The following is a 12,778-nucleotide window of genomic DNA, read 5'->3' on the forward strand; positions in this document are numbered from 1 at the left end:
TAAAGAATATATCGATTTTGCAGGCGGGATTGCAGTAAATGCATTAGGTCATGCGCATCCAGTGGCAGTCAATGCGTTAACAGAACAAGCAAAAAAACTTTGGCATGTCGGCAATGGTTATACCAATGAACCCGTACTGCGTCTTGCTAAACAACTCACTGAAAATACATTTGCAGACAAAGTATTCTTCTGTAACTCAGGTGCAGAAGCAAATGAAGCAGCATTAAAGCTTGCTCGTAAAGTTGGACTCGATAGCGGTGTCGCAGGTAAAAGCGGTATTGTGGCATTTAACAACGCGTTCCACGGCCGTACTTTATTTACCGTTTCGGCTGGTGGTCAGCCAAAATATTCACAAGACTTTGCACCACTTCCAAACGGCATTAGCCATGTTGCTTATAATGATTTAGAAGCAGCTAAAGCAGTTATTAATGAGCAAACCTGTGCAGTAATTGTAGAGCCTGTACAAGGTGAGGGCGGGGTAATTCCTGCTGATATCGAATTTTTAAAAGGTTTACGTGCACTGTGTGATCAGTTTGGTGCCTTACTTATTTTTGATGAAGTGCAAACAGGTGTTGGCCGTACAGGTGCACTTTATGCTTACATGAACTACGGTGTTACACCGGATGTACTCACTACTGCAAAAGCGCTGGGCGGTGGTTTCCCTGTCGGTGCAATGCTAACAACTGATAAATTTGCGCCGCATTTTTCAGTGGGTACACACGGCACAACTTATGGCGGTAACCCGCTGGCAAGTGCAGTTGCAGGCGCAGTCTTTGAGTTTATTAATACACCAGAAGTACTTGAAGGCGTGAAACACCGTCATCAATATTTCCTTGATGCATTAAATACGTTAAATGCTGAATATCAAGTTTTTGATGAAATTCGTGGTCAAGGTTTATTGATTGGTTGCGTATTAAAAGCTGAATATGCAGGTAAAGCAAAAGATATTACGACTTGGGCAGGTGAAGAAGGTTTACTTGCTTTGATCGCAGGGCCTAACGTAGTTCGTTTCACACCTTCACTCATTATTCCTGAACAAGATATTGATGAAGGGATAGCTCGTTTAAAAAGAGCTTTGGCAAAGTTGGCTAAATAAAAAAAAGGAAAGCTAGCCATGATGATTGTCCGTCATGCCGAGTTTCGAGACCTTGAAGATATTTATAAATTAGCAGGTAAGTCAGGTGTTGGCTTGACTTCCTTGCCACAAAATATGGATACGCTTTCGGCTCGAATTTCACGTACTCGCAATACTTTAAATGGTAATGTTCATAAGAGCGAACAGGGTTATTTGTTTGTTCTTGAAGATACAGAAGCTCAACGTGTTATTGGGGTGAGTGCAATTGAAGTTGCTGTGGGTTTAATCGAACCTTGGTATAACTTTCATGTGGGAACCCAAGTACACGCTTCAAAAGCATTAAATGTCTATAAAGCATTACCGACTTTATTCCTAAGTAATGATCGAACGGGAAGTAGTGAGCTCTGCACATTATTTTTAGATCCGGAACGTCGTGAAAACCAAAACGGTAAATTCTTATCAAAAATCCGTTTTATGTTTATCGCAGCATTTAAGCAATATTTTGAGAAAAAACTTATTGCTGAGATGCGTGGTTTTTCTGATGAAAATGGTTGTTCACCTTTCTGGGATGCGATTGGTCACCATTTCTTTAATATGGATTTCTCCACAGCAGATTATTTAAGTGGAATTGGCCAAAAAGTTTTCATTGCGGAACTTATGCCACGTTTTCCAGTCTATGTAGACCTTTTACCAAAGGCTGCACAAGAAGTGATTGGAAAAATGCATCCACATACTTTACCTGCTTATCATGTGCTTGAGTCCGAAGGCTTACGCTATCAAGGATATGTCGATATTTTTGATGCAGGTCCAACCATTGAAGCCAATATTGATGAGTTGCGTGCAGTTAAAGAAAGCCAATTTTTAACTGTCAAAATTACTAATGAAGCGACAGTGGGTAAAACACAATACCTTGTTGCCAATGATAACTATCACGACTATCGGGCTATGTTAATGAAGCTTGATCTCGTAGATAACATTCTAAATTTAAACCATGAACAAGCTGAAAAACTCGGTGTACAAGAAGGGCACGCTGTTCGTGTGTTATCACTAAATCCTATGGAAGTATCCTGATGTCAAACTCTTTATTTATAAACGGTGTCTGGTTACAAGGCAGCGGTACAACATTTGTAAAAACAAACCCAGTTGATAACCAAACTGTATGGTCAGGTACTGAAGCTACAGCTGCAGATGTTGAAAAAGCTTGCCAAGCTGCACGTACAGCATTTCCTGCATGGGCACGTTTAGCTTTTGCAGAGCGCGTTGCAATTGTAGAAAAGTTTGCAGAGCTGCTTGAAGAAAATAAAAAACATTTAGCTGAAGTAATTAGTCAAGAAACCAGTAAGCCTTTTTGGGAAACGTTAACTGAAGTTCAGTCAATGATTGGCAAAGTTGCGATTTCGATTCGTGCTTATCATCAACGTACTGGCGAAAGCTCAACTGAAATGGCAGATGGTGTGGCATCTTTACGTCATCGTCCACATGGTGTACTTGCTGTTTTTGGCCCATATAACTTCCCTGGCCATTTACCAAATGGGCATATCGTTCCTGCTTTGCTTGCTGGCAACACAGTTGTGTTTAAACCAAGTGAATTAACGCCTTGGACTGCTGAAGAAACTGTAAAACTTTGGCAACAAGCAGGTTTGCCAAATGGTGTAATGAACTTAGTTCAAGGTGGCCGTACTACTGGTGAAGCCTTGGCTGCTTCTCATGAAATTGATGGTTTATTGTTTACCGGAAGTGCAAACACTGGTTACCACTTGCATAAGCAAATGGCAGGTGCGCCTGAGAAAATTCTTGCGCTTGAAATGGGCGGCAATAATGCATTGATTATTGATGGAATTGAAAATATTGATGCGGTTGTTAACCTCACTATTCAATCTGCTTTTGTTTCGGCAGGTCAGCGTTGTACGTGTGCACGCCGTATCTTGATAAAAAATGGCGCTGAAGGTGATGCATTTATTCAACGTTTTGTTGAGGTTGCTAAAAACCTGAAAGTTGGCCGTTGGAATGATGAGCAACAACCATTTATGGGTGGTGTAATTTCATCAGTTGCTGCGACAAACATGATGAATGCTCAGCAAAAGTTACTTGAGCTTGGTGCTAAAAGTTTATTGCTAATGACGCGTCCTCAAGAAGACAGCTCGCTACTTACTCCAGGTATTGTTGATGTAACAGGTGTGGCGGGGATTCCAGATGAAGAATATTTTGGTCCGCTTACCACCATTCAACGTTATGACAGTTTTGATGAAGCATTAAAAATTGCCAATGCAACTCGTTTTGGTTTGTCTGTTGGATTGGTTTCTCCAAAACGTGAACTATTTGATGACTTACTCATTGAAGCGCGTGCCGGTATTGTGAACTGGAACAAACCATTAACAGGTGCTTCAAGTGCTGCGCCATTTGGTGGTGTTGGAGCTTCGGGTAACCACCGTGCAAGTGCGTTTTATGCTGCTGACTACTGTGCTTGGCCAATGGCTTCACTTGAAAGTGAAAGCTTGACGTTGCCAGAAAAATTATCTCCAGGGATTGTGTTGCCTTAACACTAGGGAAAGAAAAAATGAAAGGATATGAAGTAAATTTTGATGGTTTAGTGGGGCCAACACATCACTATGCGGGTTTGTCTTTTGGTAATGAAGCATCAACCAAAAACCGTAACAATACCTCGAATCCAAAATTAGCAGCAAAACAAGGCTTATTAAAAATGAAAGCCTTGGCTGATATGGGAATGAAACAAGGTGTACTTGCTCCGCATGAACGCCCACATGTTCCAATGCTACGCCGTTTAGGTTTTACTGGAGATGACATTAGTGTTGTTGCTCAAGCAATGCGCTATTCACCAGAGCTATTGTCATCTTTAAGTTCAGCTTCTCCAATGTGGACTGCAAATGCTGCAACTGTTTCACCTTCGGCTGATAGCCAAGATGAGCGCGTGCATTTTACTGCGGCTAACCTGAACAATAAATTTCATCGTTCAATTGAAGCTGAAACTACAAGCCAAGTCTTACAAGCCATCTTTAAAAATGAACGTCACTTTGTACACCATGAAGCTTTACCACAAGTGGCTTTGTTTGGTGATGAAGGGGCAGCAAATCACAATCGTTTAGGTGGTGATTATGCTAAGCGTGGTGTTCAGGTCTTCGTTTATGGTCAGCAACATTTAAATAATGGTTTACCGGGACCAAAGCGTTATCCAGCACGTCAGACACGTGAGGCAAGTGAAGCAATTGCGCGTTTGCACCGTTTAGATGATGCACATACGGTTTTTGTTCAACAAAACCCAGATGTGATTGATCAGGGTGTTTTCCATAACGATGTGATTGCGGTAAGTAACCAACAGGTTTTATTCCACCATCAACATGCTTTCTTAAATCAAGATCAGGCATTTGCTGAAATTCGTCAAAAGATGGCAAGCATCGGTGAAGACTTTATTTCGATTGAAGTACCTGAAAACCGCGTTACTGTGGACGATGCGGTTGCAACATATTTGTTTAATAGCCAGATTTTGACTCGTCCAGATGGCGGCATGACCATTGTTGTACCAGAAGAGTCTCGCCAAAATGCTGCGGTATGGAGCTATTTGAATGATATGATTCAAATGGGTACACCAATTGATGCAATTCAAGTGTATGACCTACGTGAAAGTATGCGTAATGGTGGCGGTCCAGCTTGTTTACGTTTACGAGTGGCATTAAATGAAACTGAATTAAATGCTGTAAATCCAAAAGTTCTTATGAATGATCAATTGTTTATGACGCTTAATCAGTGGGTAGATAAACATTATCGTGATCGTTTAGCTCAAGAAGATTTGGCAGATCCGCACCTACTCATGGAAAGCCGTATGGCGCTTGATGAACTGACTAAAATTTTAGGTTTGGGTTCGGTTTATCCTTTCCAAAAATAATGAGGAGGTGACATGCAAGATTTTCTAGCATTAACCTTACAAGGTGAGCTGCCTGCAACGCGCGAGGGAAAACAAGCAAATTTTTCTTGGCGTTGGTTAGGTGAGGGGCTTCTTGAATGTACACCACATAAGCAGTACGACAAAGCTGTCGTACTGTCAGCTGGAGTACATGGGAATGAAACAGCACCAATTGAGTTGTTATCTCATCTTTGCACCGATTTATTTGCCGGACGCTTAAAACTTGCAGTGAGATTATTGCTTGTATTGGGTAATCCGTATGCAATGCGTCAAGGCAAGCGTTATGTACATGATGATGTAAACCGTATGTTCTGTGGTGGGTATAAAAATCTGCCTTTAACTGAAGAGTCTAAGCGTGCCGAGGTTTTAGAGCAGGCAGTTGCTACTTTCTTTAAAGAAAGTACAAGTAATGCTAAGCGCTATCACTATGATTTACATACAGCAATTCGTGCTTCATTATTACCAACCTTTGCTCTATTACCTTATCAAACGCATGACTATGATGCTGATTTGACAGCAAGCCTTGAAGCTGCTGACTTAGATGCTTTGGTTTATCACAGGGCTGCGGGTAAAACATTTACACATTTTACAAGTGAAAGCTTTAAAGCTGCGAGTGCAACTTTGGAGTTAGGCAAAGCTTTGCCATTTGGACAAAATGACTTGAGCCAGTTTGCCGCAATTGATGAAGTTATTCGCAATGTCGTTTCTGAACAAGCTTTACCGTTAAGAAATAAAACAAAAATTCGAGTGTTTCAGGTATCGGATTCTTTAATTAAAAAAGATGAGGATTTTCAGATGAATTTATCTGCTGAAGCTCCGAACTTTTCGACATTTACCAAAGGTGAAATCATTGCGATACAGCCTTCGGGTAATTATGTGGTCGAGCAAGATCAGGTCTGGATTTTATTTCCAAACCCAAATGTGAAGATTGGTTTACGTGCAGGTTTGGTTTTAACCGAAACACACTCATAATTTTTAGATAAATAAAAAAGGGCGATGAATCGCCCTTTTTTATTGCTAACTTTAATTAGTTAGTGCCGAAAAGGCCTTTAACGAAAGATTTCTTTTCAGTTTTTTGTGTAGAGCCTTGAGCCCCTGCATTTACGTTTGCATTTGCACTGATTCCAACCGGAGCAACATTAACACCAACATTTACGCCTGTTTGAGCGTTGACTGCATGAGCTGGTTGAGCTGCATTTAATTGTGCTTGAGCATCAGCTTTAGTACCCGTAACAAATTCTTTTTGCTCTGCTTGATTTTGAGCTACGCGAGCTTTAACTGCATCTACACGTGCTTGAGCATCAGCTTGTTTTTCAGCGCTAAATTCTTTTTGTTCAGCCTGTTTTTCAGAAACTTTGGTTTTTACTGCATCAAGATGTGCTTTTGTATCAGCTTTAGCTTCAACTGCTAAGTTTTTAGTACCTGTTGCAGCTTTAGTCGCTAAATTTTTTGTCCCTGTTGCTGCTTCAGTAGCAAAATGTTTAGTGCCTGTTACAGCATCAGAAGAAAGTTCAGCTACTTTTCCTGTTGTTTTTTTAGTTGCTTTAACCGTAGCGTTAGCAGCTACATGACCAGCATGTTTTGCAGTGCTACCTACAGTATGTGCAGTATTTTTAACTGTATTTGTTACGCCACTAACAAGTCCACCCGGTTGTACATTTACTTGAGCAGAAGCGTCCGCATTAATGCCCGCACTTTGTGCAAAAATAGAAGCAGAGGCAAGAACGCTTGCAGTCACGATAGCTGTTTTCATCATTTTCATTGCGATATCCTTCAAAGAATATACCCTTTTAGTGAGGTATTTCATAAACGCAATCGCATCATATCTAAGGCTTGATTCGCTTGGGAATCACCTTAATCAAAACGTTACAACAGCATTACAGTCATTCAACACATTAGGGAGAAATTGTGGAGAAAAGAAAATATTAATAATAAAGTGAAATAGATACCGATATTTTATGATTTAAAAACGAGCAAAATACTTTTCGTCTTTTTCTTTTCTAAAATAAAAATACCCAAAAATATTTAACATGACCATTTTTCTATATCTGTAAAGATGATTCTTTTTTCATTTTTTATTCGAGATAACGGCATAGTTATTGCTTATTATGAGAATAAGGTGCTTTTTGGCGCTTTTTTGAACCATATTCTGCCAGAAATATAAACGTAAAGGGCAGAACTGTATTTTTGCTTATTCGGGAAAAGATGATTTTGCTTTTCTCATGTTTATATATTTCATGAAATAGAAATTTCACATGAAATATATCTTAAGAAATAGCGCTTTATTTCGAATAATCAAAAATAAATATAGATGTCTATAAACAAAATAACAGAGATCTTAAATGATGAAAATTATTGCTTCCCTTTTCATATTGGTCGGCTTAGTCGCCGTTGTTCTCTATTTTAAGCCAACAAACGGTGCATCTGAGGTGCTCAATTCTGCTTTAAACAAGTCAAATTCATCACAACCAGACACTTCATCTTTACTTTCTAAACTTAAGGAGCCTGCTCAACCTAAAAACTTATCTTTAAATTCAACTCAACCCAAACCCGTATCAGAAGATACTGTTCCTTTTTATGACACAAAAAGTGATCCTTCGATTCAACCGATTGATCCAGAAAAAGATCCAGCAAATGAAATAAAAGCGAAATAAGTAAATTGTTAGTTGAAAAACTACGGAGAAAAATAATGCAAAGTAAAACGTTATTTCTATTAGGTCTATGTACGATCTTAAGTACAACTGCATCCGCTGTTCCTTTGGACGCTAAAGGTGCCAAACAGCAGTTAAATCAAGCAGCAAAACAAAAAGTATTTCAGGGTAAAATTAATTTAGATGCTTTGGTTACCAATGAATCTAATGATCTTATTGTTGAATACAATATTCCTTCGGAAAGTGTGGCTACAGGTTTGGAGCGACGAAATTATATTGCTGCAAATAAAAAGAATATCCAGTCAAGGTTTAATCGTGGTGTAGGGGTACAAGTACTTCGGGACTACAATAATTTACCTATAGCTTTTTACCGAATTAGTAATAAAGAAGCTTTGGTTGATTTGCTTAATGATCCGAACGTTAAGGCTGTATATCCAAACCGGATTAATCAGGCGACAACCATGGAAAGTTTGCCTTTAATTAACCAGCCTCAAGCTAATACCAAAGGCTTTAATGGAACTGGTTCTAGTGTGGCTGTGCTTGATACGGGGGTAAATTACTTACATTCGGATTTTGGTTGTACAGCAGTTAATTCACCTTCAAGTACGTGCCGTGTCGTTTATGCATTTGATAGTGCCCCAGATGATGGCTCACTTGACGATAATGGTCATGGTAGTAATGTTTCAGCGATTGTGTCTAAAGTTGCCACCAAAACAAAAATTATTGGAATAGACGTTTTTCGGTCAGGTTCAGCCTATGATAGCGATATCCTTGCAGGGATTAACTGGGCAGTAAATAACGCTAAAACATACAATATTAAAGCGATCAATTTAAGTCTTGGTATTCCTGGTGTTAAATACAAATCTGAATGTAGTAATAGTAGTTATGCAACGGCGTTCGCAAATGCGCGAGCTGCTGGGGTAGTACCAGTAGTTGCATCAGGTAACGATGCATTTTCTGATGGTATTTCTTCACCTGCTTGTGTTGCTGGAGCGGTAAGAGTAGGTGCTGTATATGATAGTAATATTGGTGGTGTTTCATGGGGGAACCCAGTGAAATGTTCTGACCCAACCACGGCAGCAGACAAGGTGGCATGTTTTAGTAACGGGGGCAGTCTTGTGACTTTATTGGCACCAGGGGCAATGATTACTGCGGGTGGTTATACTATGGGAGGTACTTCTCAAGCCACGCCACATGTGGCTGGCGCAATTGCGTTATTAAGAGCAAACAGTGTTACACCAACTGAAACTATTGATCAGACCATTAATCGTTTAAAAACCACGGGTAAACCTATTACAGATTCAAGAACAGGTTTGGTTTTCCCACGTATTGATTTACTGGCGGCAACCAATGGTTTAACCGTTAACTAAATAGCATATTTATAATTTCTTATTAGGTCCAAGAAATTTAAATGGCTAGCGCTCGTTGCAAAAGATTACTTCTGCAACGAGTTTTTTTATGGGAGTTTTTTAACCACACTTCGCTAAATTGGCTTTACTAAAATTGCTCTGTAGCTTTTTAAAATTATTTTGAATTGCGGGATCTTGGATATTAAAAGTGGTTGAACTTTTCGTTGTTGAGTTGATGGCTTGACTTAATATGCCAGAAGAATCTGGATATTGCTCCGTAAATGATTGAGCTGAAATTAACCCTTTATTGTTAAAAATCCAGTGCTCAGTAACTTGGCCACCACCTAAATAACCCGTAAATTCAATCATACAAGCTTGTTTATCGTGTTTAATGAGTTTGGCTACATTACCTGTCGTGGTGGGATAAGCTTCAATATTAGTATCTTGTTCTAAAACTTGTGCCTGAGAATAAGAAGAAACGGATTTTGTGGTTGCACAAGCAGTTAGTGCTACACAGCAGAGTGTTGAAAAGAGAAGTTTTTGACTATTCATAAGGCACATTCCTCGCTCTTTGTAGTATTTTTAAATGTCTGTATTTTTTAAAAAGCGCGAAATGATTGCGCTATTCAAACTCAATCTTAATTGGTCGTCGTGCTAGATTTGCTTAACTCACCTTGTTCAATTGGTATGTTTTGGCCATTTCGGCTACTAGTAAGATTTTGTTTGGCTTGTTCTATTTTCTGTTCAGTAAACACTTTCGCTGTATCTGCTTTTTGTTGAACGACCTCTGCTTTTTCAGCTGTAAATTCTTTAGTACTTTGCCATTTTTCACTAATTTTTTGTGAAGTGTTTTCGGAAGCACCTTGAATAGAATCACCTAAATTTTGTATGCCTTTTCCTGTTTTATATAATAGGACACGTCCTAAACTTGGATTGTCACCATAAGGTTGCGTCTTAGGTGCTACTTCATTTACTTGTTGTGTCTGTGTTGTTTCAGCAAAAAGGGTTGATGAGGCCAGTATAGAGCTTGCAACGCATAACACTTGTAAGGTTTTCATTTGGATCAATCTCCCCAATTACTTTAAAAGTTGAAGTGCTGATCTTACTGTTAAAAATAAATCTTGTGCAGGCATGTGATAAAACCCATACGATTTAATTACGAGAATTCATCATTTAACAGCAATTGACTTACTCTTCTGAGACTTATAAATAAAATTCAGACTTAATAAGTTCTATAAACGTATCTCTTGCTTTATGGTTGCTCACGTTTTTATGCCAGAAAAAGTGATTTTGCATAAAGGCAAGATGTTCAAACTTATAGCTTTGAATATGAGCTAAATTTTTATATTGCTCATAAATACTCTTAGGGACTAAAGCCACACCAGAACCTGCACTCACACAACCAATAATCGTGGCATAACTGGTAATGCTGGTGATGGGAAGTGAAATATTCTTGAGTTTAAGCCATTCTTCTAAAGCTGCACGGTAAGGGCAGCCTTCAGTCCACATAAAAATTTCTTTACCAATCAGATCTTCTTGGCAATGAATTTCACCCAAAGAGTGAGATGCAATCAAGACCATGTCTTCTTGGTAAATACTGAGTTTATTCAGCATCGGAAACTCAATATTACCTGCGACAATTGCACCATCAAGTTTGTGCTGAGAAATATCAACTAATAACTGTTTCCATGTGCCAGTAATAATTTGAATGGAAACTTCTGGAAAACGTTGATGATATTTTGCAAGTAAATTGGGCAGGCGAGTTGTAGCAGAAGATTCAATTGCTCCAATTTTCAATGGGCCAGAAGGTGGGGCATCAGGGTGAACACTTCGTTTCGCTTCATCGCATAGCGCTAAAATTTTATGGCAATAATCGAGAAAGATTTCTCCTGACGGTGTGAGTTTTAAAGCTTTCCCTTCACGATAAAACAATGGTGCGCCGAGTTCTTCTTCAAGCTGCTTAATGCGTGTAGTGATATTGGAGGGTACGCAATGTAGTTGTAGTGATGCTTTAACCATGGTCCCGCATTCAACCACGGTCTGAAACATTTTTAACTGGGTAATATCCATATTTAATCATTCACTTTTAATGAATATTTGACTCAATATAAGTTAATTTTATTCAACTATCTATGTGCATATGATGAAAGAGTTCCATTTCATTAGTGTAGATTTAACATGGCAATTTCTCTTGCTGCGGAAACCCAGCCTCCAGCTTTTAAGCTTTACTTATGTATTGCTATTACTGTCTTTTGTTGGGGGTATTCACCTATTGGTGTACATAGTGCCTTGCATTCATATACACCGCAGCATATTGCCTTGCTCCGCTTTTTAATTGCATCAGTTTTTTTACTGCTTTTGGTCATGAAAAAAGGTATTCAGCCTTTAAATTGGAAAGATGTTCCTGCGCTAGGTGTATTAGGATTTTTCTCTGTAACGCTACATCACTTACTTATAAATACCGGGCAGCAGTATGTGACTGCGGTTGCATCTAGTATTTTGAGTCAATCTATTCCGCTATTCACTTTTATTATTTCAGCTTTGCTTTTTAAAGAAAAAATTCGTTTCAAACAGTGGTTGTGTATTTTGCTTGGCCTTTGTGGCGCCGTGTTGGTGGTTAGTGGAGATCATGGTTTTGGTGTACCGAGTCCTTATAGTTTATTGATAGTTTTAGCTGCAATTGCATGGGGGCTTTATTTTAATTTATATAAAAAATTTGCCTTAAATTATGATGCTTTGAGCATGATGTGCTACATCATTTGGTTCGGGACCATTCCTTTATTATTTTATAGTGCTCATTTACCTAGTGAAATTTTACATGCTACTTGGCAAGCCAATATGTCAGTTATCTTATTGGGTATTTTCCCAAGTGCAATGGCTTATGTACTTTGGGGATATGTACTTAAAAATATGCCGTTAACGATTGCATCGAATTTTTTATATTGTTCGCCGATTGTCGCGATGAGTTTGGCAGTTGTTTTCTTAAATGAAAAACCATCAATGATGGTGCTGCTAGGTGGAGTAATTATTGTAGGGAGTTTGGTGTGGATGAATTGGTGGAATAGGCGTACTATCGAATAAGCATATGTAATGCGCTACTTGCTTTAAGAGAATGAGATGATTGTTGTTACCTTGACCTATAAAAAACCATTAGCCGAAGTTGATGCTGTACTCAAAGAACATATTGCGTTTTTAGATCATTACTATGAGCAAAAGAAGTTTTTAGCGTCGGGTCGCCGTGAAAATAGAGTAGGTGGGGTAATTTTGGTTCTCAGCTCTTCTATTCAAGAAGCCGAGGAAATCATGAAAAATGATCCATTTTATATTCATGATGTGGCCAATTATGATTTTATGTGGTTTGAGCCATCGAAAAGTTTAGAAGAAATTAAAGAATTTATTTGAAAAATAATTTTTATTATTTAAAGTAAGTTTTTTTGGTAAGAAAGGATATTATTTTATATATTTTAATAAATCCTCTTAAGTTTTTATTTTGGAAATTATATGAATAGTAGCGATATGATGTTTATAATCCCTTTAAGTTATAGCGAAAGGGAGAAAGAAATCTTTTTTCTTAAAGATCTTTTAAATAAGTTTGATAAAGATAGTTTAATTGGTTGTAATGTTTTTGTTAGTAATAATATTTATAATCTAGAGGTTATTTTAGCTTTAAACTTTGAAAATGAAATAGAAGAATTTAAATTTTGGATTAAAGAGAGGTACTCATCAAAAGCTAATATTATGCAGTTAAAATATTGTTTTAGTGATTATTTTTTTCATATTCAAA

General features: G+C 38.3%; 14 protein-coding genes. 10 read left to right on the forward strand and 4 right to left on the reverse strand.

Going from position 1 to position 12,778, the window contains the following annotated elements; genetic code table 11:
- The 5 genes from J582_RS23055 to astE all read left to right on the forward strand — a co-directional run.
- A partial coding sequence (locus tag J582_RS23055; protein WP_032048676.1) for a bifunctional succinylornithine transaminase/acetylornithine transaminase occupies positions 1-1,096 on the forward strand: 1,096 nt, incomplete at its 5' end.
- An 18-nt stretch (positions 1,097-1,114) separates the two neighbouring features.
- A complete protein-coding gene (astA, locus tag J582_RS23060) occupies positions 1,115-2,146 on the forward strand; it encodes an arginine N-succinyltransferase (protein ID WP_002052326.1) in 1,032 nt (343 codons plus the stop codon).
- On the forward strand, positions 2,146-3,615 hold the full coding sequence (gene astD, locus J582_RS23065; protein WP_032048677.1) for a succinylglutamate-semialdehyde dehydrogenase: 1,470 nt from the start codon (positions 2,146-2,148) through the stop codon (positions 3,613-3,615). Before astA ends, astD begins: the two co-directional genes overlap by 1 nt.
- A 17-nt stretch (positions 3,616-3,632) precedes the next feature.
- On the forward strand, positions 3,633-4,976 hold the full coding sequence (gene astB, locus J582_RS23070; protein ID WP_002052272.1) for an N-succinylarginine dihydrolase: 1,344 nt from the start codon (positions 3,633-3,635) through the stop codon (positions 4,974-4,976).
- A 12-nt stretch (positions 4,977-4,988) separates the two neighbouring features.
- Positions 4,989-5,966 (forward strand): succinylglutamate desuccinylase, encoded by a 978-nt coding sequence (astE, locus tag J582_RS23075; RefSeq protein ID WP_031983662.1) that lies wholly within the window; start codon positions 4,989-4,991, stop codon positions 5,964-5,966.
- Between the two features lie 55 nt (positions 5,967-6,021).
- Here the strand turns inward: astE and J582_RS23080 are convergent, their stop codons facing one another.
- Complete coding sequence (locus tag J582_RS23080; protein WP_031983661.1) at positions 6,022-6,756, reverse strand: hypothetical protein; 735 nt, start codon at positions 6,754-6,756, stop codon at positions 6,022-6,024.
- A 583-nt stretch (positions 6,757-7,339) separates the two neighbouring features.
- Between J582_RS23080 and J582_RS23085 the strand changes: the two genes are divergently transcribed.
- Together J582_RS23085 and J582_RS23090 are read left to right on the forward strand one after the other, a co-directional pair.
- Positions 7,340-7,648 carry a hypothetical protein gene (locus J582_RS23085; protein ID WP_031983659.1) on the forward strand — a complete coding sequence of 103 codons (309 nt, stop codon included), beginning with the start codon at positions 7,340-7,342 and terminating at the stop codon, positions 7,646-7,648.
- Between the two features lie 35 nt (positions 7,649-7,683).
- On the forward strand, positions 7,684-9,015 hold the full coding sequence (locus tag J582_RS23090; protein WP_031983658.1) for a S8 family peptidase: 1,332 nt from the start codon (positions 7,684-7,686) through the stop codon (positions 9,013-9,015).
- 99 nt (positions 9,016-9,114) lie between these two features.
- Here the strand turns inward: J582_RS23090 and J582_RS23095 are convergent, their stop codons facing one another.
- From J582_RS23095 to J582_RS23105, 3 genes are all read right to left on the reverse strand, one after another.
- Positions 9,115-9,546 carry a hypothetical protein gene (locus J582_RS23095; protein WP_006580724.1) on the reverse strand — a complete coding sequence of 144 codons (432 nt, stop codon included), beginning with the start codon at positions 9,544-9,546 and terminating at the stop codon, positions 9,115-9,117.
- 86 nt (positions 9,547-9,632) lie between these two features.
- On the reverse strand, positions 9,633-10,052 hold the full coding sequence (locus J582_RS23100) for a hypothetical protein (protein ID WP_031983657.1): 420 nt from the start codon (positions 10,050-10,052) through the stop codon (positions 9,633-9,635).
- A gap of 145 nt (positions 10,053-10,197) precedes the next feature.
- Positions 10,198-11,064, reverse strand: a complete 867-nt coding sequence (locus J582_RS23105; RefSeq protein ID WP_031983656.1) for a LysR family transcriptional regulator — start codon at positions 11,062-11,064, stop codon at positions 10,198-10,200.
- A gap of 108 nt (positions 11,065-11,172) precedes the next feature.
- On the opposite strand from J582_RS23105, the gene J582_RS23110 reads away from it, so the two are divergent.
- From J582_RS23110 to J582_RS23120, 3 genes are all read left to right on the forward strand, one after another.
- Complete coding sequence (locus J582_RS23110) at positions 11,173-12,075, forward strand: DMT family transporter (RefSeq protein ID WP_031983654.1); 903 nt, start codon at positions 11,173-11,175, stop codon at positions 12,073-12,075.
- A 36-nt stretch (positions 12,076-12,111) separates the two neighbouring features.
- Complete coding sequence (locus J582_RS23115) at positions 12,112-12,396, forward strand: YciI family protein (RefSeq protein ID WP_006582583.1); 285 nt, start codon at positions 12,112-12,114, stop codon at positions 12,394-12,396.
- A 99-nt stretch (positions 12,397-12,495) separates the two neighbouring features.
- A partial coding sequence (locus J582_RS23120; protein WP_032048678.1) for a hypothetical protein occupies positions 12,496-12,778 on the forward strand: 283 nt, incomplete at its 3' end.

It is taken from the genome of Acinetobacter sp. 1566109 (assembly GCF_000582255.1).
Lineage (GTDB): Bacteria > Pseudomonadota > Gammaproteobacteria > Pseudomonadales > Moraxellaceae > Acinetobacter > Acinetobacter nosocomialis.

Excerpts from the sequence above, each read along its gene's own strand:
- astA (WP_002052326.1), top strand. The coding sequence starts at position 1,115 with ATGATGATTGTCCGTCATGCCGAGTTTCGAGACCTTGAAGATATTTAT.
- astD (WP_032048677.1), top strand. The coding sequence starts at position 2,146 with ATGTCAAACTCTTTATTTATAAACGGTGTCTGGTTACAAGGCAGCGGT.
- astB (WP_002052272.1), top strand. The coding sequence starts at position 3,633 with ATGAAAGGATATGAAGTAAATTTTGATGGTTTAGTGGGGCCAACACAT.
- astE (WP_031983662.1), top strand. The coding sequence starts at position 4,989 with ATGCAAGATTTTCTAGCATTAACCTTACAAGGTGAGCTGCCTGCAACG.
- J582_RS23080 (WP_031983661.1), bottom strand. The coding sequence starts at position 6,756 with ATGAAAATGATGAAAACAGCTATCGTGACTGCAAGCGTTCTTGCCTCT.
- J582_RS23085 (WP_031983659.1), top strand. The coding sequence starts at position 7,340 with ATGAAAATTATTGCTTCCCTTTTCATATTGGTCGGCTTAGTCGCCGTT.
- J582_RS23090 (WP_031983658.1), top strand. The coding sequence starts at position 7,684 with ATGCAAAGTAAAACGTTATTTCTATTAGGTCTATGTACGATCTTAAGT.
- J582_RS23095 (WP_006580724.1), bottom strand. The coding sequence starts at position 9,546 with ATGAATAGTCAAAAACTTCTCTTTTCAACACTCTGCTGTGTAGCACTA.
- J582_RS23100 (WP_031983657.1), bottom strand. The coding sequence starts at position 10,052 with ATGAAAACCTTACAAGTGTTATGCGTTGCAAGCTCTATACTGGCCTCA.
- J582_RS23105 (WP_031983656.1), bottom strand. The coding sequence starts at position 11,064 with ATGGATATTACCCAGTTAAAAATGTTTCAGACCGTGGTTGAATGCGGG.
- J582_RS23110 (WP_031983654.1), top strand. The coding sequence starts at position 11,173 with ATGGCAATTTCTCTTGCTGCGGAAACCCAGCCTCCAGCTTTTAAGCTT.
- J582_RS23115 (WP_006582583.1), top strand. The coding sequence starts at position 12,112 with ATGATTGTTGTTACCTTGACCTATAAAAAACCATTAGCCGAAGTTGAT.